The sequence below is a fragment of the Phytomonospora sp. NPDC050363 genome, from assembly GCF_040655735.1.
Lineage (GTDB): Bacteria > Actinomycetota > Actinomycetes > Mycobacteriales > Micromonosporaceae > Phytomonospora.
Map to the genome: position 1 here is coordinate 380,419 of NZ_JBFAKK010000007.1, position 25,160 is coordinate 405,578.

19 protein-coding genes are annotated in these 25,160 nt (G+C 70.1%); 11 read left to right on the plus strand and 8 right to left on the minus strand.

The genetic code is table 11. The features are described from left to right. The first annotated feature begins 3 nt into the window (after positions 1-3). The 5 genes from AB0I28_RS21620 (at position 4) to AB0I28_RS21640 (ending at position 5,800) form a co-directional block, all read left to right on the plus strand. A complete protein-coding gene (locus tag AB0I28_RS21620; RefSeq protein ID WP_357495875.1) occupies positions 4-684 on the plus strand; it encodes a DUF4956 domain-containing protein in 681 nt (226 codons plus the stop codon). After that, on the plus strand, positions 684-2,213 hold the full coding sequence (locus tag AB0I28_RS21625; protein ID WP_357495877.1) for a CotH kinase family protein: 1,530 nt from the start codon (positions 684-686) through the stop codon (positions 2,211-2,213). Before AB0I28_RS21620 ends, AB0I28_RS21625 begins: the two co-directional genes overlap by 1 nt. Before the next feature lie 62 nt (positions 2,214-2,275). Further along, positions 2,276-3,019, plus strand: a complete 744-nt coding sequence (locus AB0I28_RS21630) for an arginase family protein (RefSeq protein ID WP_357495879.1) — start codon at positions 2,276-2,278, stop codon at positions 3,017-3,019. Then, positions 3,020-3,589 carry a CGNR zinc finger domain-containing protein gene (locus tag AB0I28_RS21635; protein ID WP_357495881.1) on the plus strand — a complete coding sequence of 190 codons (570 nt, stop codon included), beginning with the start codon at positions 3,020-3,022 and terminating at the stop codon, positions 3,587-3,589. 96 nt (positions 3,590-3,685) lie between these two features. Next, the gene (locus AB0I28_RS21640; RefSeq protein ID WP_357495883.1) at positions 3,686-5,800 is read left to right on the plus strand and encodes a hypothetical protein; all 2,115 of its coding nucleotides are present in this window, start codon (positions 3,686-3,688) and stop codon (positions 5,798-5,800) included. Position 5,801: 1 nt separating this feature from the next. On the opposite strand, the gene AB0I28_RS21645 is transcribed toward AB0I28_RS21640, so the two are convergent. Beyond that, on the minus strand, positions 5,802-6,443 hold the full coding sequence (locus tag AB0I28_RS21645; RefSeq protein ID WP_357495885.1) for a GNAT family N-acetyltransferase: 642 nt from the start codon (positions 6,441-6,443) through the stop codon (positions 5,802-5,804). 132 nt (positions 6,444-6,575) lie between these two features. On the opposite strand from AB0I28_RS21645, the gene AB0I28_RS21650 reads away from it, so the two are divergent. After that, a complete protein-coding gene (locus tag AB0I28_RS21650; RefSeq protein WP_357495887.1) occupies positions 6,576-9,725 on the plus strand; it encodes a GH92 family glycosyl hydrolase in 3,150 nt (1,049 codons plus the stop codon). A gap of 280 nt (positions 9,726-10,005) precedes the next feature. On the opposite strand, the gene AB0I28_RS21655 is transcribed toward AB0I28_RS21650, so the two are convergent. The 3 genes from AB0I28_RS21655 to eccB all read right to left on the minus strand — a co-directional run bounded on the left by AB0I28_RS21655 (position 10,006) and on the right by eccB (position 12,906). After that, positions 10,006-11,109: a hypothetical protein gene (locus tag AB0I28_RS21655; protein WP_357495889.1), complete on the minus strand. Its 1,104-nt coding sequence runs from the start codon at positions 11,107-11,109 to the stop codon at positions 10,006-10,008. A gap of 3 nt (positions 11,110-11,112) precedes the next feature. Beyond that, positions 11,113-11,478, minus strand: coding sequence for a hypothetical protein (locus tag AB0I28_RS21660; protein ID WP_357495891.1), 366 nt, complete (start codon positions 11,476-11,478; stop codon positions 11,113-11,115). A gap of 69 nt (positions 11,479-11,547) precedes the next feature. Then, positions 11,548-12,906, minus strand: coding sequence for a type VII secretion protein EccB (eccB, locus tag AB0I28_RS21665; RefSeq protein ID WP_357495893.1), 1,359 nt, complete (start codon positions 12,904-12,906; stop codon positions 11,548-11,550). 153 nt (positions 12,907-13,059) lie between these two features. Between eccB and AB0I28_RS21670 the strand changes: the two genes are divergently transcribed. Both AB0I28_RS21670 and AB0I28_RS21675 read left to right on the plus strand, forming a co-directional pair. Continuing rightward, complete coding sequence (locus tag AB0I28_RS21670; protein WP_357495895.1) at positions 13,060-14,256, plus strand: type VII secretion protein EccE; 1,197 nt, start codon at positions 13,060-13,062, stop codon at positions 14,254-14,256. A 3-nt stretch (positions 14,257-14,259) separates the two neighbouring features. Next, positions 14,260-14,529: a hypothetical protein gene (locus AB0I28_RS21675; RefSeq protein WP_357495897.1), complete on the plus strand. Its 270-nt coding sequence runs from the start codon at positions 14,260-14,262 to the stop codon at positions 14,527-14,529. Here the strand turns inward: AB0I28_RS21675 and eccD are convergent. Further along, positions 14,526-15,926, minus strand: coding sequence for a type VII secretion integral membrane protein EccD (eccD, locus tag AB0I28_RS21680; protein ID WP_357495899.1), 1,401 nt, complete (start codon positions 15,924-15,926; stop codon positions 14,526-14,528). The two genes, AB0I28_RS21675 and eccD, sit on opposite strands and share 4 nt — an antisense overlap. 367 nt (positions 15,927-16,293) lie before the next feature. On the opposite strand from eccD, the gene eccCa reads away from it, so the two are divergent. The 3 genes from eccCa to AB0I28_RS21695 all read left to right on the plus strand — a co-directional run bounded on the left by eccCa (position 16,294) and on the right by AB0I28_RS21695 (position 21,066). Then, entirely contained in the window at positions 16,294-20,274 is a 3,981-nt protein-coding gene (gene eccCa / locus AB0I28_RS21685; RefSeq protein ID WP_357495901.1) for a type VII secretion protein EccCa, read from the plus strand. A gap of 129 nt (positions 20,275-20,403) precedes the next feature. After that, complete coding sequence (locus tag AB0I28_RS21690; RefSeq protein ID WP_357495903.1) at positions 20,404-20,724, plus strand: WXG100 family type VII secretion target; 321 nt, start codon at positions 20,404-20,406, stop codon at positions 20,722-20,724. Positions 20,725-20,784: 60 nt separating this feature from the next. Further along, positions 20,785-21,066 (plus strand): WXG100 family type VII secretion target, encoded by a 282-nt coding sequence (locus AB0I28_RS21695; RefSeq protein WP_357495905.1) that lies wholly within the window; start codon positions 20,785-20,787, stop codon positions 21,064-21,066. A gap of 155 nt (positions 21,067-21,221) precedes the next feature. Here AB0I28_RS21695 and mycP read toward each other — a convergent pair whose 3' ends face one another. The 3 genes from mycP to AB0I28_RS21710 form a co-directional block, all read right to left on the minus strand. Continuing rightward, a complete protein-coding gene (gene mycP, locus AB0I28_RS21700; RefSeq protein ID WP_357495907.1) occupies positions 21,222-22,385 on the minus strand; it encodes a type VII secretion-associated serine protease mycosin in 1,164 nt (387 codons plus the stop codon). Positions 22,386-23,196: 811 nt separating this feature from the next. Beyond that, complete coding sequence (locus AB0I28_RS21705; RefSeq protein ID WP_357495909.1) at positions 23,197-24,810, minus strand: alpha/beta hydrolase; 1,614 nt, start codon at positions 24,808-24,810, stop codon at positions 23,197-23,199. Between the two features lie 2 nt (positions 24,811-24,812). Next, the gene (locus tag AB0I28_RS21710; protein ID WP_357495910.1) at positions 24,813-25,130 is read right to left on the minus strand and encodes a hypothetical protein; all 318 of its coding nucleotides are present in this window, start codon (positions 25,128-25,130) and stop codon (positions 24,813-24,815) included. Positions 25,131-25,160: the final 30 nt, after the last annotated feature.

A 25,160-nucleotide genomic window follows, 5' to 3' on the forward strand; every position in this document is an offset into this window, starting at 1 on the left:
ACCGTGGACCAGTTCAACCTTTCCGACCTGTCGGGCACCTTCAGCGTCGGCGACATCGCCGCCGCCCTGTCGCTCGCCTTCGTGCTCAGCCTCGTCATCGGCTGGGTCTACCGAGCGACCCACCGGCACGTCTCCTACAGCCAGTCCTACGTGCAGACGCTGGTCGTCCTCGGGATGCTCGTCTCGCTGATCATGCTGGTCGTCGGCTCGAACATCGCCCGCGCGTTCGCACTGGTCGGCGCGCTGTCGGTGGTGCGCTTCCGCAACGCCATCAAGGAGACCCGCGACGTCGGGTTCATCTTCCTGGTGATGGGCATCGGCATGGCCTGCGGCACGCGCTTCTACTCGCTGGCCGCGATCGCGACCGTCGCGATCTGCCTGGTGGTCTACGTGATGCACCGCTTCAACTGGTTCCACCTCAACGTGCAGCGCCAGGTCGTCAAGGTTCAGATCCCACCCGGCGAGGACCGCGCCGGCGACGTCCAGGACGTGCTCGTCGCGCACACCACCGAGTTCGAGCTGGTCAGCATGGAGTCGGTACGGGGAGGGACGCTCACCGAGATGCTCTACACCGTGCGCCTCAAGCGCGGCCGCGAGCCGGGCGAGCTGCTGGCCGCGTTGCGCGAGAAGACCTCCGGTCAGCGCGTGACGATCCTGACCGGATACGACCAGACGGACCTGTGATGCGGCGCCGACTGATCCGGCGGGTGCCGGTCCGCGTGCGCCAGTCCTGGCGGCTGCTGCTGGGTTGCGCGGTGTTCGCCGCGCTGTGCGGGGTCGTGCTGAGCACGGTCCGGGTCGCGGCCGTCGTCACCAGCGAGGCCTCCGAGGGGTACACCGTCACCGAGGACGTCGAGGGCACCGTTTCCCTCTTCGACCTGGGCGTTTCCCACGAACTGGCGCTCAGCTACGACGCCGGCGACTACGAGAGGCTGCTCGACTCCTACTTCGAGGACGGCGAGAAGGACTGGATGAAGGCCGACCTCGTCGTCGACGGGACCCTCCTCGAAGACGTCGGGATCCGGCTGAAGGGGAACTCGACGCTCCAGGGCCTCACCCGGCCCGGCGTCGAGACCGCGACCGAGGGGCGCCGGGGACGCGCCGGACTGTCCACTGAGGACCCGGCGAACCTGCCGTGGCTGCTCGACATGGACAAGTACGCCGACGGCCGCGCCTACCAGGGCCACGACCAGTTCGTGCTGCGCGTCGCCGGCATGGGCGGGGGGCCGGGGGTGCTGAACGAGGCCCTGGCGGTCGACCTGCTGGCCGCCTCCGGGCAGCCCGCGCAGGACTACACCTACACGTCGCTGAGCGTCAACGGCAGCGCGCCGGTCGGGAGGCTGCTCATCGAGCACATGGACGTGCCCTTCGCCGAGGACCTCGGCGACGGCGTCCTCTACAAGCAGCTCGCCGGCGGCTCCTTCACCTACCAGGGCGACGACCCCACCGAGTACGCCGACGACTTCAAGCAGGTCAACCTCGTCGGCGACCGCGACCTCGCGCCGGTCATCGCCTTCCTGAAATGGCTGGACGCCGCCGACGACGCCGGCTTCGCCGCCGAACTCGGCGACCGGGTCGACGTGGACGGCCTCGCGTCCTACGTGGCCGCGCAGAACCTGCTGCTCAACTTCGACGACATGGCGGGGCCCGGCAAGAACCTGTACCTCTGGTACGACGAGGGCACGGGGAAGCTGTCGGTGGTCACCTGGGACATGAACCTCGCGTTCAGCGGCTCGGCCGAGCAGGGTCCCTACGACGAGGGCGCCATGGGCGGCGGCGAGGGTTTCCCGGGTGGTGACGGGGCGGCGCCCACGCCCGGCGGGGAGGGGATGCCGGAAGGTCTCCCGGAGGGGGCCGCGCCGCCGGGCGCTCCCGGAGGCGGCTTCCCCGGCGGCGGCACGACACCCGACGGTGCCCCTCCCGAAGGCGGCGGCATGAGCGCGGGCAACGCCCTCAAAGAGCGCTTCCTCGCCGCCGAGGCCTTCCACCCCGCCTACGAGAACGCCTACCGCGAGCTCTACACCGCCTTCTACGCCGACGGCGGAGCGCTCGCCGCACTCGACCGCATCACCACGAGCACCGCGCTGACCTCGGCGACCGCGCCGAGCTCGGGCGACGGCACCACCGCCGTCGCCGAACAGGCGCAGCAGTTGCGGGAACTCGTCACCCGGCGCACGACCGCGCTCGCCGCCGACGAGGTGATCACCGGCTGAGTCACGCACCGCCCCCGCCGGGTTCGGCGGGGGCGGCGCGCGAGGCGCGGTAGCGTCGTCGCATGCCGACCGTCCTCGTTCCGTACCACCTCGACGAACACCTCCCCGACCTGCGGGTTTCCCTCCCCGACGGGACCGAGCCGATCGTGGTCGCGCCCGAACTCGGCGAAGGCGACGTGTGGTCGAGGCTCGCCGACGTCGCCGTCCCCACCGCCGAAGCGGTCGCGGCCGTCGCCCACGAGCGGCCCGTCATCGTCTCCGGCGACTGCTCGACGTCCCTCGCCGTCATGACCGGCCTCCAGCGCGCAGGCCTCGACCCCGCCATCGTGTGGTTCGACGCCCACGGCGACGTCCAGACCGTCGAGACCAGCCACTCCGGATACCCCGGCGGGATGCCGCTGCGGATCATCCTCGGCTACCGGCCCGACCTCATCGCCGACCGCCTCGGCCTGCGCCCCATCACCGAGGAGCGCGCCCTGCTCGTCGGCGCCCGCGACCTCGACCCGCCCGAGGCCGAGTACCTGGCGACCGCCGCCGTCGGACGCAGCGAGGTCGCCGACACCGCGAGCAAACTCCCTCCCGGACCGCTCGTGCTGCACATCGACCTCGACGTCATCGACTCCGCCGAGGTCCCCTCCCTCCGCTACCCCGTCGGCTGCGGGCCTGCCGCCGCCGACGTCATCGCCGCCGCCCGGGCCGTGCTCGCCACCGGCCAGGTCGTCGCCGTCGACATCGCCTGCACCTGGTTCAACGGGACCGACGAGGCACACGCCCGCCTGCTCACCGAACTGCTCGCGGAGACCTGAGTGGACGTGACCGGCCACTTGGAGGCGGCGCTCGATGCGGCCGTGGCGCTGGCGGACGCCTTCGGTCCCGAGCACACCAGGGGCCGCCCCACCCCGCGCCTGGACACCGCGGAGCAGCGCGAGGCCGTCGAGGCCGCCCTGCGGCTGGTCACCAGCCTCGCCCCACGCGTCGACGACGCCTCGCTCGCGCGTCTCACCGACGGCGCCGAGCGCCTCTACGAAGCCCTCGCCGCGCTCGTCGACGGCGAACACGCACACGCCGCCGAGGTCGTCAACGGCCTGTTGCGGGCGTCCCGCGCCGAACCGTGGCTCGTGCAGTACGGCGACGAACCGTGGCACCTCTACTTCGGCGACCCCTCCCGTACCGGGGCCGAGCGCTGGCTCGCCGATCTCACCACCGCCGTGGCCATGCTCGCCGGCGGCGACGGCCTGTCCCGCCTGCGCAGGTGCGAGGCGGAGCGCTGCGAGCTGGTGTTCCTCGACGCGACGAAGTCGCAGAACCGCCGCTTCTGCTCGACGGCCTGCCAGAACCGCACGAAGGTGGCCGCGTACCGCTCACGCGCCCGGTAGTAGGCGGTCGTGTCCGCATATCGACCCTAGATGCATCTTGCGGCGATGCGCCCTTTCGGTCACAGTGCCTACAGAGGACGGTGAGAGGGATTCGGGATGCGGGAACCTGCACGCACACCGGCGTCAACCGAGCGGACGGTGGTGCCCACCCGGCGCAGGGCACCCGCGGCGCGCGGGCCGCTGGGCGCGGCGGGACTGATCGGACTCCAGCGCGCGGCGGGAAACGCCGCCGTCGGAGCCCTGCTCGCCCCGGCCGCCGCTCCGCCCAAGATCCAGCGCGTCGCCGCGCAGCTCGGTGTCGATGCCGACGGCGCCACCATCGGCGGCCTCACCATCCGCGGACGACCCGACTCGCCCTACAAGGGCACCATGGGCGACCACACGACCGCCTACATCGTGCAGGTCACCGCCGTCCGCAACGCGATCGTCGGCAAGTCCGTCGCCGGCGCGCTGGCCGGCATGAACGCTCTCGTCCTCCAGCTCGCCAACCTCCCCGGCCTCGCCCGCTCGGCGCACTTGGCCCGCGACACCGCCGGTGGCGGGCACGGCGACCGCCTCGACGCGGCGAAGGACACGATGGACGCCCTCGCCGCGAAGCTCAACAAGGTCGGCGACAAGAACGCGCGGTCCATGACCCTCCTCCAGAGCCTGGTCACGGCTTACCTGGAGTACCGCGAGCTGATCCCGCTGACGACTCTCAACATCCGCGAGATCAGCCCCGGCCTCGCCGGGCGCGGTAAGGGCGAGTCGGGCCCGGCTCGCGTGCTCGCCGGCCACGCCCACGTCGCCCGGAAGGACCTCCAGGACGCCGTCACCAAGCTCCTCGACACCGGCGGGGTCGCCCTCCTGGCCACCGAGACCAGGGAGACCGCGGCGAAGGTCGCCCCGGGCGCCGACCTCGGCAACCGGGTCGACCCGATCCTCATCCAGCACGTGCGCGCGATCGAGGCCGCCTATCCCGGCGCGGTCAAGCGCGCTTGGGGCGGCGAGGCGGCGGCCGTCGTCGCGCTCCAGGCCGTCGTCGCGCCGCTCGTGGACGAGCGGAAGAAGGAGAACGTCAGGGTCTACAACGAAAGGCTGCTCGCCGAGTACGCCAAGCTCGCCGCACTCGGCTACGAGGACGTCGTCTCCTCCAAGCGCACCCGCGTCCTCGCCCGCGAACGGGAGAAGGCCGCGGAGGAGAGGGCGAAAGGGAAGGAGCCGGTGAAGGGCGAGGAGGAAGAGGAGGAAACCGGGTCGCGCGCGGAGCCCGAGCCGAAGCTCACTCCCCGCCAGGCCGTCCAGCGCGACATCGACCACATGAAGGCGGTCGTGCGCGCCAACGGGGGCGAACCCGTCACCGAACCGGTGATCAGCGGCCGCGGCGGACGCAGCCGCAACGCACCGGCGAAATTCGATCCCGCCGCCGCGGTCGCCGTGACGCCGAGCAAGAAGCGCAAACGGGAAACCGACCCGCAGGACGGCGAGGCCGACACCGCCGAGGACATCGAGGCGCAGGGGGTCGGGTCGCCCAGCGCCACGCAGCTCACCGTCGGCAAGAACGGCCGCATCCTCGAAGTCGGCACCGAGGGCCGCCCGCCCTCACCCTTCGACTCCGGCAGGATGGGCGCGCACACGACCGCGTGGCTGGTGCACAAGGACATCATCCGCACGGCACTGCTCGGGTGCACGATCCCCGAGGCCGTCGCGAAACTGCCCGTCCTCGGGCGTGACGTCGACGCCATGGCCACCCGCCTGGCGGGCTTCGGGGGCACCGCGACGAGGCCGCTCGCACCGGTGATGGCCGAACGCGCGCGGGAGGCGACGGCGGCATCGGTGCCCGTTCAGCCGCTGCTGGTGCAGGAGGCGGTCAACACCTTGCTCGCGCACGTCAACATGCTCCCCGGCGTCGCCTTCGACACCGTCGACACCGGCGGCGACACCGAGGGCGCCCACCGCGCGGTCCTGCTCAAGCACGAACGCAAAGGGAACAAGTCGCGGGAGGAGCTTCGCACCCGCATCCTCGGCCTGCTCGACATCCACAGCGTCAAGAACGTGCGCAAGCGGGAGACGCTGGTGGCCAACCACCTGATACTGGTCGCCGCCGCCTATCCCCGCTCGTACGCCACCTCGGGCTTCGCCGGCATGACCAGCGGCGCCGTGCAGGCCCTGGTGGTCGACAAGACCGAGCGGCCGAGCAAGCGCGGGCGGGGCGCCGCCGGTGAGGACTGACTCACCCCATCGGCACCCGCACCGTCATCACCGTCGCCAGGGTGTCCCACCCCAGCGAGGTGTAGAGCCGTTCCCCCGCCGCGCTCGCGATGAGCAGGCCGGTGGTCGCGCCGAGGTCGGCCGCGCGCTCGGCGAGCGCCGTCATGACCACGCCGCCGAGGCCGCGGCGCCGGTGCGCCTCCTCGGTGTGGATCTCGTGCGCGACGGCGTCGGTTCCGGCGACCGCCATGAGGCCGGTGGCGGCGAGCGTGCCGTCGGGGGCGGTGACGCGCGTGCGGACGAGCGGGCCGTCGGCGGCGGTGGCGAGGGTGTAGCCGTCGGAGGGGCGGCGGGCGGGCTGGTCGGCGAGGCGGACGGCCATGAAGGACTCGGGGGCGGTGAAGAACTCCAGCCCGGCCTCGCGCAGGGCCTTCTCGGTGTGCTCGGCGTCGGTGGCGAAGGCGGTGAGCCAAGAGGGTTCGACGGTGTGGAGGGCGGCGGCGAGGGGTGCGATGCCGTCGAGGTCGGGGGCCACGAACTCGTGCAGCCTTCCGGGCAGCGCGAGGGTGACGCGAAAGCCACCGGGGACCCCGACGGCGGGTGCGATGGCGCGGGCGGCGGTCCAGCCGGCGAGCCAGCGCCGGACGAGGGGGGTCAGATCCATGGGAGCAGTGTAACTGACTAACAAACTAACGGCAGTTACACAGGTTCTTGACAGTGCCTCTTGAGCGCAATAGCGTGATCGCACGTACACAGACAACGTTGTCTGATCTCGCCCAACCCTTCGGGAGCCCTCATGTCGCGCTTAGCCCGCCCCCTCCTGGGCGCCGCCATCACCGGCGCTTTAGCCGCCGCGTTATTCACCGCCCCGCCCGCACTCGCCGAGGACGCCGGGGTCAGCGCCCTCGCCCTCACCCAGTACGTCAACCCCTTCATCGGCACCGACGACAGCAACTCGCCCAACCCCGTCCCCGGCGGCGCCGGCGGCAGCACCTACCCCGGCCCGGTCCTGCCCTTCGGCATGGTGCAGTTCGGCCCCGACACGCCGACCGGCTCGCCGTCGGGGTACCGGTACAGCGACAACCGCGTCGAGGAGTTCAGCCTCACGCACTTCAACGGCGCCGGCTGCGGCAACAACGAGGACCTCGGCATCCTGCCCATCACCGGCAACATCGGCACCTCCCCCGGTACCGGCTGGACCGGCTACTCCTCGGCCGTCAGCAAGGCCAACGAGCAGGCCGCGCCCGGCTACTACCGCACGGTCCTCGACACCTACGGCGGCACGGCCGTCGAGCTGTCGGCGACGACCCGCACCGGCATGATGCGGCTGACCTACCCCTCCTCGACGACCGCGCGCGTCCTGGTCAACACCAGCCGCAGCGCCACCGGCAACCGCAGCGGCTCGATCAACATCAGCGGCGGCCAGATCACCGGGACCTTCACCGGCGGCGGCTTCTGCGGCTCGTCGAAGACCTACCAGATCTTCTATGCCATCACCTTCGACCGCGCCCCGACCGGACAGGGCACCTGGCTCGGCGGGACCGTCAACGCCGGCTCCGGTTCGGCCAGCGGCGTCAACTCCGGCGGGTACCTGACCTTCGACACCATGTCCAACCGGACCGTGCAGGCCAAGGTCGCCATCTCCTTCGTGAGCCTCGACGGCGCCCGCGCCAACCTCGCCGCGGAGAACCCCGGCAACGACTTCCAGGCCGTGCGGACCGCCGCCGACACCGCCTGGAACAACATCCTCAACCGGGTGCAGGCCACCGGCGGCGCGTCCGCCGACCTGCAGAAGTTCTACACCGCGCTCTACCGGGTCCTGCAGAACCCCAACGTCTCCAGCGACGTCAACGGCCAGTACCGGGGCTTCGACAACCAGATCCACAGCGCGAACCACACCGTCTACCAGAACTACTCCGGCTGGGACGTCTACCGCTCGTGGGCGGCGCTGGTGGCCTTCCTGGCGCCGGCCGAGATGACCGACATCGTCAAGTCGATGGTCCTCGACGGGCAGCAGGGCGGCCTGATACCCAAGTGGTCGCACAACCACAACGAGCACTTCGTGATGACCGGCGACCCGGGCCCGATCGTCGTGTCCAGCGCGCACGCCTTCGGGGTCAACGGTTTCGACACCGCCGCCGCTCTGTCCCTCATGGACCGCTCGTCCAACGGCGGGACCATCCAGGGCAGCCCCATCCGCGGCCTCCAGGGCGCCTACACGGCAAGCCACTTCATCCACCAGGACCCGTCGGACTCCCTGGAGTACTCCGCGTCCGACTTCGCCGTCGCCCAGTTCGCCCGCGGTCTCGGCGACACCGCGAAGTACAACACCTACATGACCCGCGCCCAGTGGTGGATGAACGTCTTCAACACCGAGTCGGGCTACGTCCACGACCGCAACGCCGACGGCAGCTGGCCCTGGCCGCTGGATCCGGCCAGCCACAACGGATACACCGAGGGCAACGCCTCCCAGTACACGTGGATGGTCACCTACGACTTCTCCGGGCTGATCAACCTGATGGGCGGACGGCAGACCGCCGTGCAGCGCCTCGACCACCACTTCACCGAGCTCAACGGCGGCCTGTCGCGGCCCTACTTCTACATCGGCAACGAACCCGAGCACGGCGTGCCCTGGGCCTACCACTACGCCGCCCGTCCACAAGGGACGATGTCGGTGGTCCGGCGCATCATGAACGAGTCCTTCACCACCGGACCCGGCGGACTCCCCGGCAACGACGACCTCGGTGCCACCTCGGCCTGGTACGTCTGGAGCGCGCTGGGCATGTACCCGCCGACCCCCGGCGCCGACACCCTCGCGCTGCACGGCCCGTTGTTCCCCTCGATCCTCGTGCAGCGCCCGAGCGGCAACCTCCAGATCAACGCCAGTGGGGCGGGGCAGGGCAACCAGTACGTGCAGAACTTCTCGCTCAACGGCTCGGCGACGCAGCGGCCGTGGCTGCGCTACACCGACATCGCCGCCGGCGGCACGCTCTCGTACGCGATGGGCTCCTCGGCCTCGTCGTGGGGGACCAACCCCGCCGACGTGCCGCCGTCGTTCACCGACGGCGCGGCCCAACCGCCTCAGGCGCCCGAACTGGGCACCAACCTCGCGCTCGGAAGGCCGGCGACCGGCTCGGCCTCGTGTGCGGGCGAGGGCCCGGAGAAGGCCGTCGACGGAAGCCTCTCGGGCAACAGCAAGTGGTGCTCGACGGCGGCGGGGACCAAGTCGCTCCAGGTGGACCTCGGCTCGGCGCAGAGCGTGTCGTCGTTCGTGGTCAAGCACGCCGGGCTCGGCGGTGAGACGACCGGCTGGAACACCGGGAGCTTCGCCATCCAGACCAGCACCGACGGGACCAACTGGACGCAGGCCGCGTCGGTGTCCGGGCAGCGGTCGAGCAGGACCTACCATCCCGTCTCGGCCCGCACGGCCCGTTACGTGCGGCTCGATGTCACCACACCGGCCAACAACGGCAACAACGCCGCCCGCATCTACGAGTTCGAGGTGTACGGCGGCAGCGGACCGTCCAATGTGGCCCTCAATAGGCCGGCGACCGCCGACTCGTCCTGCAACGCCGACGAAGGACCGGGCAAGGCCGTCAACGGAAGCGTCGGCGGCGGAACCACCGACAAGTGGTGCTCGACCGGTTCGAGCCGCTGGCTGCAGGTCGACCTGCAGCAGTCGCGCTCGATCCGCTCGGTGACCGTGCGGCACGCCGGCGCCGGCGGCGAGTCGGCGACCTGGAACACCCGCGACTACGACGTGCTCGTCTCGGCCGACGGTGTCACGTGGTCGACGGTCGCGCAGATACGCGGGAACACCGTCGCCGCCGGCGAACACGCGCTGAGCTCACCGGTCTCGGCGAGATACGTGCGGTTGAGCGTGGTCACGCCGACGCAGACGGCCGACGGCGCGGCGCGGATCTACGAGTTCGAGGTGTACGCGTAGGAGAGCGGGTCCCCGGGCATCAGCCCGGGGACCCGCCGAATCTCACTCGCCTCCCCGCAGAGGACGAGCTGTCACGCCGTATCGGGGATCCGCCAGTTCAGGCGTCACCCTGGGCCGGGGCCGGCAGCTTCGCGCCGGGCACCCGCCAGTTCAGGCGTAACCCCAGTTCGGGGACCCGGCACCGGAGGAGGTGCCGCAGCCCGATCCCATGCCTGTCAGGAGGTTTCGTCAGCCTCCGACCCAGCAAACACAGCCTCCGACCGAGCAAGCACAGCACGAGCTAGTCCCGTCCGGTGACCGCTCCGGGCGCGGCCTCGCCGTCCCAGGCCATCTCGTCCTCGGTGAGCCAGGTGTGGACGCCGTTCTCCTCGTCCTCACCCCGGCGTCCGGCTCCGCCGCCCATCATGGGCGGACCGAAGAGGCCGCCGGCTCCGCTGCCGCCGCCCATGCCGGGCGCCGACTTCGGGGCCGCTCCACCGGTTCGCGGTGCGAAGCCGCCCGCTCCCATGACTCCCGCCATGGGTCCGGCTCCGCCGCCGACGGGTGCCATGCCGACTCCGCCGGTGGAGGCGAGGCCGGTGCTGGGAATGGCGGTGGTGGGCGTGGCGCCCGCCAGGCCGGTTCCGCCGCCACCGCCGACGCCGCCGGTGATGGGGTCGGGTTCGGCCAGGTTCGTGTCGGGGATCGGCACGGGGTTGTAGGACGGGTCGTCGGGCGGCAGCGATCCGACCGGGAGGGGGCCGGGATCGAAGTCGCCGTTGTCGAGGTCTCCTCCGTTACCGCCGGGGCCGTTGGTGTCGGTGAACCCGAGGCCGTCGGCGATCGCCGGGATGATGTCGAGCAGGTCGAAGTCGTCCTTCATGTCCCGCTTCGACGGGATGCTGCCGGCGTTGTCGAGGCCCTTGGGCGTCGTCTCGCCGTTGTTGGAGTTCTTGTGCGGCAGCTTCTCAGGAGGCTGCGTCGGCTCCTGCCAGTACTTGCTCTTGGCGGTGCTGTACTGGCCGCCGGTCGATCCCATGAGCGCGTTGAGCTTCGCCGCTCCGATGGCGCGCATCTTCGGGTGCTGGTGGGTGGCGATGATGACCATCGCCTTGGCGCGCGCGGTCTCGGCCGCGGCGGCCATCTGCGACAGACCGGTGGCCATGTTGGTCATGTCGGCCGACAGGTCACCGGCGAATCCGGCGAGGGTCTGCATGCTCTTGGAGAACTCGGTCGCGGCCGGGCCCTGCCAGTAGCTGAGCAGCGTCTGGAGGTTGGCGAGCAACTCGTCGGCGAGCTGCCTGGCCTCAGCGGCCGCGGCCATCCAGTTCGACTGCGCGCTGGCGGCCGGGACTCCGGGCTGTACGGCCATCCAGATGGCCGAGGCCTGTTCGAATCCGTACATGGATCAATCCTTCCGGACCACGGCGGAGATGACTCCGAGCAGCGGACCCATCAAGTCCTCCATGCTCGAACGGTTGGTCTGTTCGGCCTTGCGATAGTTCTCGATCAGCTTGGTGGTCTTGGTGTTGGCCGCCGTGATCGCGGCCTTGAGCTCGGCCAAGCGTGCCAGGAGCTGGGCCAGCAGCCTCGTGTGCTCCGTGATGATCGTCTGCGCCTGGGGGAATGTGCCGAGCCCCTGCGCCGAGGCCGGGGATGCCTGGCTGTGCGCGGTGCTCACCCGGGCGTCTAGTCGACCGAAGGTCGGTTGGAATTCCACGATCCGATCGACATGGACGTCAAAGGGACCGTCGGTGGCGGACGGGGGCGCCATCAGTTACCTCCACTGCCTATTCTGCGTTGTCCGCACAGGATAGAGCAAATTAGACGGATGGCGAAAGACTCAATTTCCAGTGCCCGCCGAAGGCGTCAATGCGGCCGCCTGACTAAGTTCCGGTCCCGTAGGTAGCAATGCGAGGAGTCCCGATGGGATCGGAGTCGGCGTTACCTTTTCGTAGCCGAAAGCCGTGATCGCCTCCGGTGTCAATCCGAACTTCCAGCCCTGGTCGGTGACCAGATAGACGGTGCCGCCGGGAGCCTCGGGAGTCGCCTCGGCGCGGACGAGGGCGCCGTATCCACCGGGCAGCCACACGTGGTCGGCGGTGTTGATCTCGTCGCCCTCACCGACCGGCGCGACGGTCGTCTGACTGGACAGATTGCCTGGTACGGGGGTGTGCACGGCGATCGTGAGCTCCTGGTCGTCGAAGACGCTGCACACCGCGGTGTCGCGGCCGTCGAGCCCTTCGCGGACATCGGGCCGCAGCTGCGGGAAGTCGGCCGGTTCGATCACGGTGGCCGACTGGTTGGCGATCACCGTCGCGGTCGCCAGCTCGACCTTCTTTGTTCCCAGCAGTTCGGCCGACAGTTCCCCGATGGACGCCAAACCGTCGCCCACCAGTACGTAGAACTTCTCATTGTTGGTGAACACGTCGCCGATCTTGTAGCGCTCGCCTTCCAGATCCCTTCCGGCGCGGCCTTTTCGGGGGATCTCGACGACCAGGTCGGGACCGGTGCGCAGCGCGTTGACCAGCACGTCGTCGACGCGGATCGCCTGTTCCTTGTCGGTCCCGAGGGCCGGCAGGGCGGCGGCGTCGATGAGGTATTTCGTGGCTCCGAGGACGAGGTAGAAGTTGTCGCCGTTGGCCAGCACCAGGCCCTGTCCGGCCAGGTCGGTCGCCGGCGACAAGGGCGCTCCGACCAGTACGTACGAGTCGCGGGCCGTCGGGTCGACCGGGTTCGGCGCGCTGCACGTCTGCCAGGGCAGGGAGATGAACAGATCCTTTGTGGGCAGTGCGTCGGGCGCGTCCTGGATGCCCAGGGTCCGCCCGCGCGGGGTTCCTTTCAGTGATTGCTGATGCACGCTGTGGACCTTGCGATCGCCGTTTCCGACGATCAGCAGGGCCGAGGCGAAGTTCTGCACGGGGTGCAGCTCGCCCTGGGCGTAGATGTAGCGGGTGCCGGTCTCCTCCTCGACGATGATCGCGCCGTCCACCATCCAGGACTTGGCGCCGCCGGGGAAGATCAGGCCCACCACCCAGAATCCGGCGAAGACCAACGCGAAGATCAGGACCCCCGCGAAGGCCGCGATCCCGACTCTGCGCATGGGCAGATCGAGGGTCTCGGGCTCGCCGCTGATCATCGCCGAGACGATGCGCCGGACGATGAACCGCTGCGCCTGTACCTGTTCGCGCTTCGTGCGCATACCGAACTCTCCCTAGGTCTGCCCTGAGTGCCGGGGGCTTCCCTCATCAAGAACGTGCCGCTAACCTGGCAGCCGCTAGCATGTCAGAACCCCGAATCCGGCCCGGGTGCGAGACATCCGACGCTGACCGACCACAAAGGACGTTGGTCTCACATGGCGACTCCCGCACCCTCGACGGGTCGGCCCGCGCGTTTCGGACCGGTGGGCGTCGCCCAGCTGGTGGCCGTTGAAATCGTGGCCGCGACGCTGCTTTTCGTCAAGGGCGCCGACTGGATCTGGCTCGCCGCGGCCGTCGCGGTGACCGGTGTCGCGGTGTTCGGCCGGACCCGCGGCCTGCTCTGGTACGTGCGCGGCGCGCGCTGGCTGCGACTGGTCTTCCGGCGCCGGCGTGACCGCAGGAAGCCCGCCGAGGTCGCCGCGCTGGCCGCCGGGATCGAGCTGAGCACGGTCACCGAGCGGGGCATGAGCCTCGGCGTCGCCTTCGACGGGACCGGCTGGTTCGCCGGTCTCACCGTCGACAGCGACGAGCCTCCCCACCTGGCCTTCGGCGTCCTTTCGGGGATCCTGCTCGGAAGCGGCGCCCCGGTCTCCTCGGTGCAGCTGGTGACGCAGACCGTCCCGCTGACCTCCTCGACGCTTCCGCGGGCCGAGCCCGAGGCCGACGAGGAGGACGACACCGACGGCATCAAGCCCGAGTGGCGATTCCCCGGCGACGACGTCACCACGACCCAGGTCATGAACGGCCTGCCGCTGTTCGCCAGGCGCGACGCGTGGTTCGTCGTGCGCCTCGACGTGCAGGGCGCCTCCCGCATCGCCGCCGAGCGCGGCGGCGGGGCCGTCGGCATCCAGCGCGCCCTCGGCGGAACCGTCGGACGCCTGATGAAGGGCGCCAAGCAGGTCGGCGTCAACCTCCGGCCGCTCGACGCCACCGGCCTCGACGAGGCGGTCCGGCAGTCGCTGGGCGCCGAGTCGGCGGCCGTGGAGACGGCCGACAAGGTCGCCGAGGACTGGCGCACCTGGAGTCTCGGCGACCTCGACCAGGTCACCTTCACGCTGCACGGCAAGCTTCCCGGCGCCGAAGAGCTCCGTCGACTGTGGACCGAGGTGGCCGAGCTCCAGTCGGCCTTCTGCGCGGTGTCCATCTCGATGCGCCGGGCCAGCGACCGCCCGGTCGAGAAGCGCCTGTCCGTCCGCTGCCTGATCAGGGTCGCCGCCGGGCACGAGGACATCGACGGGCTCGTGGAGGAGCTCACCAAACTCGCCGTCGACAACAGCGTCAAGCTGCGGCGGTGCAACGGAAGGCAGGGTCCGGCGGCGTACGCGTCGGCGGCGAGCGGCGGGATCTTTTAGACGATGACCGAGCCACAGACCGATCACCAGGACGTTCCCCGGGTACTGCCCGACTGGGGTTTAGAACCCCCACAGTGGAGCGAGGAGCCCGCCGCGGCGGGCGGTTCGGCCGCCCCGGCACCGGCCGACGACGAGGTCGACCCCGGCGGGGAGGGCGAACCCGACCCCGCCGAGCAGCTGACCTGGCGCAGTGAGGCGAACAACCCCTGGAGCCTCGACGAGGACGACGACATGCCGCCGCCCGTCGTCGGTGGATCCGGCGAGGACGTCTAACCGTTGATCGTGCGGATCGCCCAGTACAGGTTCCAGACCCACGCGGTCAGCGGCACCACGGCCACCACCAGCAGCAGCTCCAGGATGTCGATGATCCGGCCCCAGATCGGCGAGACCTGCTTGCCGACCACGCCGAGCGTGTAGGCCAGCGCGACGATGGCCAGGAACGCCGTCGCGGCGAGCAGCGCGAACATGCGGGTGGCCGTGTCGTGCTCGCCGGTCCAGAACGCCAGGGCCAGCGAGGCCATCCCCACGACGCCGGCCAGCAGGAACGGCAGGCGCTGCCGGATGGTGAGGAAGACCCTGGCGCGCATGAGGACCAGCAGCGTGAACAGCACCGCGGCCAGTGTCGCCGGGACCGTACGGCCGAAGGCCAGCGCGAACTCGGCGGCGGCGGCGATGATCGCCACGGCGGTGAGCATGCCGGTCAGGTGCTGGTCGGCGCGCTCACTGCGCAGCAGGGCCAGTTCGCTGTCGACCTTCTCGCCGTCGGTGCGCAGCTGCTGCGGCGACTTCGGGACCGTCGGCATCGGCAGCCGCGAGATGCGAAACGCCAGCATCGGCATGGCCGGGACCAGCGCGACCAGCACCGTCGCGACGGCCGCGCCCGCTTCGGCCGGGGACGCGCCGAGGAACGTCGACAGCGCGGCGGCCGCGGTCAGCGCCAACCCGCAGATCGCTCCACAGTGGAACACCGGCGCGTACGGGATCACCACGATCCCGGCCAGCACGGCGAAGGTGGCCACCACGGCTCCCGCGGTCATGATGCGCGGAGCGCTCACGTCGCCGAGGTCGGGCAGCTCACCGAGCAGCAGCAGGCCGCCCACCAGGCCGTACACCAGGGAGATCAGCCCGAGCACGGTCGCGCTGGCGGCGTTGCCCAGCGCCCTCGCCAGGATCAGTGCCGCGCACAGCAGCGCGCCGCCGACGCCGAGGGCCGCCCACATCGCCAGACCCGTTCCGGTGAACAGGATCGCGGCCGCCCCGCCGAGCAGCGCGGCGGTCGCCAGGACGGTGCCGAAGACCTTGCTGGTGGTGTTCTGCCAGCGTCCGACGCGTTCGTTGGTCGCGGTGGCCATCGCGTCGATGACGTCGTCGAACACCGCTTCGGGCGCCGACTGCGCCACCGGCGTGAAGTACAGCTCCTCGCCGTCGAGGATGCCGTGCTGGCTGGGCGTCAGGTCCGGGTCCAGCGGCGCCTTCCCCAGGCGCGACAGCACCCAGCCCCCTTGCGTGGCACCGTCTTCGACGAGATCCTCGCCCTTCGGGCCGTCGGCGGCGTGTTGCAGCAGGTCGGACAGCAGCTCGGAGAGCGGCACATGTCCTGGCAGCGCCACGTCCATACGGGTGTGCGGGGCGACGATGGTGACGAGAGACAGTTCGCTGGCGACGGTCATCGGTCGCGGTCTCCTTGCCGGGAGGGGGATCGAAGGGGCTCGCGCCGGTGAGCGTATCGGGGTCGCGGTCGGAATGGGAGTTTCGGGCGCTCGCGGGCGCCCGGCGGACACCGTTGGGCGCAAAGGGATCTCGCTCGAAACCGTCCACAAACCGTGGAAAGGAGAAAACCTACGCTTACGCAAGCGTAACTTAAGCGGACTTCGAAGTTCTTCTTGAAAAGTTCTTCCGGACCCCGTGTCCCCGCTCCCACGTGCGCCTTCGCCTCCGCTGACGAATGCGCTTTCATTCACTGGCCGCCCACGCTTTTCCCTTCGTCCCCCATAAGCGTTTACGATGTTTCAACCCCCACCCCGGAGGTCCGCACACATGGGCACACTCGTGTTCACCCGGCCGCCCCGCCGCAAGGGCCCGGCCATGCCCGGCGGCGAGCTGATGCTGGAACCGCCACCGGACCTGCCGACCCCGACGCAGCGGAGCATGGCGCAGTACCTGATGCTGCTGCCGATGCTGGCCATGGTCGGCGCGATGGCGTTCATGTACGCCGGTCGCGGCGGCGGGACCATGATGATGGTGGTGGGCGGCCTGTTCGGCGTGTCCATGCTGGGCATGTTCGTCGGGTCCTTCATGACCTCCGGTGGTGACCAGAAGGCCGAGCAGACCATCCAGCGCCGCGACTACATGCGCTACCTCGCGCAGTCGCGCCGCCAGGTCCGCCGCGCGGCCGGGCAGCAGCGCAAGGCCGTGCTGTGGCGGCATCCCGAGCCCGGTGCGCTGTGGAGCATCGCCCACTCGTCGCGGTTGTGGGAGCGCCGCTACGGCGACCCCGACTTCGGCGAGGTCCGCGTGGCCGTCGGCCGCCAGCGCCTCGCGGTGACCATGGTCCCGCCGGAGACGAAGCCGGTCGAGGACCTCGAACCCATGAGCGCGTTGGCGCTGCGGCGCTTCGTGCGCGCCCACGCCAACCTGCCGCACATGCCGATGGCCGTGCAGCTGCGGGCCTTCCGCCGCGTGGTCTTCCGCGGCGACGGCGAACTGTCGCGCGGTGTCATCCGCTCGATGCTCTGCCAGGCCGCGACCTTCCACTCCCCGGCCGACCTGAAGATCGCCGTCGTCGCCGGCCGGTCGAGCATGGCCACCTGGGACTGGGTGAAGTGGCTCCCGCACGCCCGCCACGACCGCGACGCCGACGCGCTTGGCGCCCGCCGTCTCATCGTCGACTCGATGACCGAGCTGGAGGACATGCTCGCCGACGAGCTGGCCAACCGCTCCCGGGCCGCCGGCGACCAGGGCACCTTCACCGACCGTCCACAAGTGATGGTCGTACTCGACGGCGGCGAGGTCGACGCCGACTGCGACCTGGAGGGCACCGGCCTGGCCGGCGCGACCGTCCTCGACCTGTCGGGCCTCGTGCCGCGCCACCCCGGAAACTGGCTGCTGACCCTGGAAGCCGAGCCCGAGGGGCTCACGATGCGTCTCAAGGGCCGCGCCAGCCAGCTCGGGATCCCCGACACCGTCAGCGAATCGCAGGCCGCGGCGCTCGCGCGGCGGCTGTCGCGCTACCGGCCCTCGGCGGTCACCAGCGCCACCGAGCCGATGGCGGTCTCGGCCGAGCTGCCCGACCTGCTCGGCGTCGGCGACGTCGGATCCCTCGACCCGGCGGTCACCTGGCGGCCCAACCGCCCGACCGCCGACCGGCTGAACATCCCGCTGGGCCTCGATCCCCAGGGCGCCAAGATCTTCCTGGACCTCAAGGAGGCCGCGCAGGGCGGCATGGGCCCGCACGGCCTGATCATCGGCGCCACCGGATCCGGCAAGTCGGAGCTGCTGCGCACGATCGTCTCGGCACTGGCGATCACCCACTCGTCGGAAGAACTCAACTTCGTCCTGGTCGACTTCAAGGGCGGCGCGACCTTCGCGACCCTGGATCGCCTGCCCCACACCAGCGCGGTCATCACCAACCTTGAGGACGAACTCCACCTCGTCGACCGCATGGCCGACGCCATCAGCGGCGAGATGACCCGCCGCCAGGAACTCCTGCGCACCGCGGGAAACTTCGTCTCCCAGCGCGACTACGAGAAGGCCCGCCGCGCCGGAGCCGAGCTCTCGCCGCTGCCGAGCCTCCTGGTCGTGTGCGACGAGTTCTCCGAGCTGCTGTCGGCCAAACCCGAGTTCATCGAGCTGTTCGTGATGATCGGCCGGCTCGGCCGCTCCCTCGGCGTCCACCTCCTGCTCGCCTCGCAGCGCCTCGAAGAGGGCCGCCTGCGCGGACTCGACTCGCACCTGTCGTACCGAATCGGTCTGCGGACCTTCTCCGCCATGGAGAGCCGCACCGTCCTCGGTGTCGCCGACGCCTACGAACTCCCGCAGGCTCCCGGCCACGGCTACCTGAAGATCGACACCTCCACGATGCTTCGCTTCCGCAGCGCCTACGTCTCGGGTCCGTACCGGGGCGTCGGCGGCGGCGACAGCGGCCGCACGTCCACAAGGGACCGTTTGCAGGACTTCGTCGCCACCTACGTCGCCCCGCCCGACATGCCCGTCGACACGATGATCGCGGCGAACTCGACCTTCGACGACGACGAGCCGGAGAACCCCGACGACATCGTCAAGAACTCGATGCTCGCGGTGATCACCAACCGGCTGTCGGGCAAGGGCGTTCCGGCGCACAAGGTCTGGCTCGAACCGCTCTCCGACGCGCCGCCGCTCTCGCAGCTCTTCCCGATGCTGCACGCCGACGGCGACAACGGTCTGCGGCCGGTCGGCTGGACCGGCGCCGGGGGACTGCGCGTGCCGGTCGGCCTCGTCGACCGCCCCTTCGAACAACGCCGCGACCTGCTCACCGTCGACCTGTCCGGCGCGGGCGGCAACCTGCTCGTCATCGGCGGAACCCAGTCGGGCAAGAGCACCGCGCTGCGCACGGCGATCGCCTCGCTGGCGCTGACCCACACGCCGCAGCAGGTCCAGTTCTACTGCCTCGACTTCGGCGGCGGCACGCTGCGGGCGCTGGCCGAGCTGCCGCACTTCGGCGGAGTCGCCGGACGCCAGCAGGTCGACCAGGTCAGGCGCACCATCGCCGAGATGACCACCCTCCTCGACGAGCGCGAGGCGCTCTTCGTCGAGCACGGCATCGACTCGATGTCGTCCTACCGCCGCCGCAAGGCCGCCGGCGAGTTCGCCGACGACCCCTTCGGTGACGCGTTCCTGGTCATCGACGGGTGGCCGACGATCCGCAACGACTTCGAGGATCTCGAGGACGACATCCTCGTCATCGCTCAGCGCGGTCTGGCCTTCGGCGTGCACGTCATGATGGCCACCAACCGGTGGACCGACATGCGCGCGGCGATGCGCGACCTGCTCGGCACCCGGCTCGAACTCCGCCTCGGCGACCCGACGGAGTCCGAAGTGGACCGTCGGGCCGCGCGCAACGTCCCCGAACGCGCGCCCGGTCGCGGCCTTTCGCCCGACGGGATGCAGATGCTGGTGGCGCTGCCGCGGGTCGACGCCCAGAACAGCGTCAGCGATCTCGCCGACGGCGTGCGCGACATGGTCACCAAGATCGCCAAGGCGTGGACCGGACTGCCGGCGCCGGCGGTGCGGCTGCTGCCGCAGAAGGTCGACGTCGCCCAGGTGCCGCCCGACTCGTCGAAGCAGGCGATCCCGATCGGGCTCAACGAGAGCCAGCTGGCCCCCGTCCACCTCGATCTGCTCACCGAGCCGCACTTCGTCGCCTTCGGCGACGGCGAGTCGGGTAAGACCAACCTGCTGCGGATGATGGCCGCCCAATTGGCCGCGAGATTCACTCCCGCGCAGGCGAGATTTCTCGTCATCGACTACCGCCGTTCGCTTCTCGGCGAGATCAGCAGTGAGCATCTCGCGGGCTATGCGGCCAACTCCTCGGAAGCCCTGCAATTGATGCGCAACGCCAATGAGGCGATCCGTGTCCGGCTTCCCGGAAGTGATGTCACGCCGGAGCAGTTGCGTTCTCGCAGCTGGTGGTCCGGACCCGATCTGTACATCCTCGTCGACGACTACGACATCGTCGCCGGGGGTGCGTCCAACCCCGTTTCGGAACTGCTCGAACTGCTCGCGCAAGCCCGTGACGTGGGACTTCACCTGATCCTTACCCGCCGAAGCGGTGGCGCCTCACGCGCGATGTACGAGCCGGTGATCCAGCGGCTGCGCGAACTCCAATCGCCCGGACTACTGATGTCGGGCAACAAGGACGAGGGTCTGCTCTTCGGCGACATAAGGCCTTCACCGAGACCTCCGGGTCGCGGCATGCTGGTTCGGCGCAGTGGCAACGAATTGATCCAACTGGCATGGTCACAACCGCGTCACGGAAGCTAGTGGTCCACATTAGACCTTCCATTGTGGGCCGAATTCAGATAGTGTTTCTACGACCAAGAAGAGCAGTCCGATGACCGTCCGTATAAGGCGACACACGGAGTGCTCGCGCGAATCCTAGAAAGGTCGAACATGGCAGAGCTCGACATCTTCGTCGATCATTCATCGCTGGCCAAGGGCTCGTCGGACATGCGCGACGCGATCGAGCGGGTCAAGGGCCAGCTCGGCAAGCTTCGCGGTGAGGTCAGCGCCTCGGCGGCGTTCTGGGGCGGCTCGGCCGCCGGTGCGTTCACGGTCCTGATGACCGAGTTCGACGGCAAGGCCAACAAGCTCCAGACGATCCTCGACACGATCGCCAACCTCGTCGACAAGTCGGCGGCGAACCACCAGTCGAACGAGGAAGAGCAGAAGAGCAACGCGAACAGCCTGCTCGGCATCCTGCACGGCGGCTAGTCTCCGCCACCCCCGTCCTACCCCCTCAACCCCCAAGCCGCGCGATTCGGAAGGCAGTCCATGGAAAACATCAAGGCTTCTCCCGGCCAGATCGACATGTTCTCGTCGAAGATCAAGGGCTCGTCCCAGGAGCTTCAGGCGATCCTCGACGAGCTGCGCAGCAAGCTCGACGGCATGGCCTGGTCCGGTGGCGACAAGGAGCAGTACGAGATTCAGCGCGCCGAGTGGACCCGCACCGTCACCAGCCTCAACGAGCTGCTGGGCCGCGTCGGTCAGACCGTTCAGCTGGCCGGCAACAACTACAAGAACACCGAGACGACCAACGCGAACATGTTCGCGTAAGCGTCGAACGCTGCCGACACCGCCGCCCACTGCCCCGGCACGTTTGGGCGGCGGTGTTGCGTGCACCCGGTGCACCGGTCTCCCGGCTCGGCCGGTGAACGGGACCGAGCCGCATCCGCGGACTCGGATCCCGGTTCGCCACGGGTCTCGCTGAGTCAGCCGGCCCGCCACTTGCGGCGCCGGCCCAGCGGGACCACGAACCGCACGATCAGCAGCAGCACCATCGCCAGACCGGCTGCTCCGGTGACGAGCAGGGCGCGTTCGCGCATGCTCTTCCCGGGATCCCCCGGCAGGTCCGGCGCCGCCGCGGCGGGGGCGGTCCGTTCGTCCACTTCGGACAGAACGGCCGTCACCGCCCGGTACGGATCCACTTCCCCGTAGCCCACCACCGGGTTCCAGCCCCCGGGCGGATGAACCGCCGTCGCGGTGATCCGCCGGGCGACCTCGTCGGGCTTCATGTCGGGATAGTGCGACATCAGCAGCGCCGCCGTCGCCGACACGTACGGCGCCGCGAAGCTCGTGCCACCGTCGACGAGCCGCCCGAAACCGCCACCGGCCGGCGCGGGACCGTCGATCTGCTCGCCGGGCGCCGCCACGTCGACGTAGTTGCGGACGCTGGACGTGTCCACGTGCGTTCCGCCCGCCGACAGGCCCGCCACCGCGATGACCGACTCGTAGGCCGCCGGATACTCCTTCTGGCCGGTGATGCCGCTGTTGCCGGCCGCGGCGACCACCACCACGTTGTTCTCGTGGGCGTACTTGATGGCCGACTCCAGCGCGGGAGTGGCGATCGCCGTCAGGGACAGGTTGATGACCTTCGCGCCGTCCTGCACCGCCAGCCGGATCGCGTTGACGACCGGTGCCGTGCTCTCCTCGCTCGTCGAGCGCTCCATGCTCTGGATGACCCGGTAGGAGAGGATCTTCGAGTCCGGCGCGAGCCCGTGGAAGGGCGAGGACTCGGTGTCCTTGGCGGCGATGATGCCGGCCACGATCGTGCCGTGCGAGGCCATGTCGCAACGGGCGCCGAGCTTGTCGCCGGCCATGTCCACGGCGGTGACCTGCCCGTCGAGGAGCGGATGCTCACCGACCCCCGAGTCGATGACGGCGACCTTGATGCCCTCGCCACGGGTCAAGGGCCACACCCGCTCGGGCTGGAGCCGCTTGAGGGGCCAGGGAACGCTGGTCATCTCGCCGGTGCGGGACTCCGCCTTGCACTTCGCGGCCGCCGACGCCGTCGAAGGTCCGGAAAGGACGGTCGCGGCGACGACCAGGAGGGCGGCGGAGCACACGCCGAGACGCCGGAGGGGGGAACGCGTCATGGTGCCTCACTCTACGCAGGTACGGGCGGGTGTGGAAGCGGTGAAGGGGGAGAGGTGCGGGGGATTTGGGGGGTCGGGGACGGGGTGGGGGGAGGTTGGTGTGGAGGGGGCGGTGCGGGTTTTAAGGGCCGCAGGGGTGGAGTGGGGGCGTGGGGACGTGGAGCACCCTCGGGGGCCCGGAGGCGAGGGCCTGCGAACGGTGGGAGCACGAGCGGGAGGCCGCCGACGGTGATTGCCCAGCGCGCCAGGCGAACAAGCGAAGCCGTTGAGCCCGCAGGGCAGACGCGCCCTCCGAGCCCATGCCGCTCGCCGCGCCGAAGCCGGTGCCGGCTCGCCCCACCGAAGCAGGCGGGGGTCGCCGGGGCCGCCGGTGTCCGCTGAGGAGGCAAGCCACGCGCTGAGGTTGAGATGCCCCGGTGGCCGAACCGCAGCCCACCCAGCCGTCGGTGTCATCGGAGACTCCAACTTCGCCGCACGCCGCACGGGCGCATCTTTGCCGCCGGCGGCGTCTCTCTCACTCCATGCTGTCCTGCCCGCCGGTCTTGCCAATCGTGCGGCGGGCAGGCAGGAGCCGGCCGCTAGGGGGTGCAAGCCATCGTGTCGCATGTCTCGCCTCGTCCGGTCCGCCTGTCATGCCCCACCTGCCCTGCCCGCGCGAGTACGCGGGCAGGGCAGGTCGGCAACACGAAGGCAGCGCGGCCAGGTGGGCCGGTCGAGCGCGGCGGCCAAGCCGAACAAGCGGGCCGGGCAGCCGGGCCAGCGAGCCTCCCCGCCAGCCCAGCCCTAACCACACCCCGCCGACGTCACCCCGTTAGAACCACCGGTCCTGCGGCGCCGCCGGCACACGGTCGTAGTGCCCCGTGACGATGTTCGCGAAGTGACCGCGGGCCACGTTCGTCGAATCCCAGTAACCGGAGTGCCCGCCGTCGCTGGCCGGGAAGACCCGGCCCCCGTAGCTCTCGTTGATGGGGTCGGTGCCGTGGACGCCGGCCGCGAAGCGGATCGGGTCGTCCGACGCGCGGGTCGCCCACACGTGATCGGCGCCGATTCCCATGTACTCGTTGGCGGTGCCCGAGGATCCGGCACTGGCCACCGAGACGAGGTTGTCGATGCCGAGGTCGTGGCGAGCGGCGGTGTAACCGATCGTCGAGGCCCCGTAGCTGTGCCCCATCAGCGTGTTGATGGACGGCGAACCCTCGTGCGTGGCCCGCAACCCCTGCTGGAAGGACGCCAGATCATCGGCGGCGGCCTCGTAGTAGTTGTTCGAGATCGCGTTGGGGAACACCTTGTCCGGCGCGTCGTAACCGAGCCAGGTGATCGCCGCGGTGCGGCGGCCCGGGTCGGCGGCGGTCGCGTCGGCCTGCATCCACAGTGCACGGTTGACGTCGCCGTTGATGCCGGGAACATCGGCGGTCGTGCCGGGGACATAGGTGACGACACTGTCGGCGGTGTCAGGGTTTCCCACCGAGATCACGGCCTGGCCGTCGGCGGCCGACTCGTAGTTCAGCAGGTACATCCGCTCGGTGGAACCCTGGAGGTCGGTGCGTCCGAGCTGGTGCTCGAGACTGTCCAGGTTCTGCCAGCGGGTGTCGAGGTCGCGCAGTTCCTTGTTGACCTCGCCCATCTGCGCCGCGGCCTGCATGTTCATCGAACCGTCGTCGGGACGCAGCTCTTCGAGCCGTCCGCGCAGGTACTCGCGGCGGCTCTCGATCCAGTCCCGTTCCTGCCCGATCGCCAGGCGGTTGGCCTCATCCCTCGCGACGGCGGGGATTCCGTCGAGACTGCCGATCTGCTTGGGGTTGTCGCGCAGGTGCGCCGCCCGCTGCTCGTCGGTGAGTCCTTTCCACCAGTCGTTGACCTGGCGGGGATCGGTGCCGCGCTGCGGGATCGTGCCGGAACCGCCCGACACGTTCGGCATCGTCGGCGCCACGATCGACTGGAGCGCCGACTGCGCCTGCCGGTCGGCCGAGTTCGCCCGCATGAGCGCCTGACGGATCAGGTTCGCCGCCTGCGTGGCCTGCTGTTTGGCGTGCGCGATGACCTCGGGGGAGGGCCTCGGCCCGAACGCCGCCCAGTCGACCTGGATGGCACCGCTCTCGCTGACCCTGCCGGGGATCGCGTTGGCGACGTCGACGCCACGCTCCAGGGTCCGCTTGGCCATGTCGATCTCGTTGGCGAAGAAGCCCACCACCTCGTCGACGCGCCCGTACGAGCGCCCGATCTGCTGGTAGTTCGACTCGTGCTGCCCGAGCTGCGCGTCGGCGGCGCTCGCGTCGGTGCCGCGCCACCCGGTGTTGAGCGCACGACGGTTGCGCCGGGTGTCGGCGCCGTACTGCTCCATCTCGCGGGCGACCTTGCGCGCGCTGCCCGCCGCGCTCTCCAGATGCGTGGTCTGCGCGTTGCGCAGCTGCATGTAGGTGACCATGGCTAGGGGATCCTCAACGTCGTCAGGTCACGCAGGTTGTTCTCCATCGCCTGCTTCTGCGCGTTCTCGTTGGCGCGGTGGTTGTCGGCCGCGCGGGAGATGTTGTCGCCGGTCTCCCGCGAGTCCTGCGCCAGCCGGGTCGCGGCGTTGTGGAGCTTGTCGACGCAGGCCTTCAGCGCCTGGACGGTGCCGAAGCCCTCGTTGCCCTGCGATCCGAAGTCGAGCGTGGCCTTCTCTTTGTCTAAATAGGCCGCGGCGTCGTGCCCGATCGTCCGGATTCTCGTGCTCGCCCGCCGCATCTTCGACTCGTCTACTTCCATGTCGCCTCCTTTCGTCGGCTCAAAGCGACA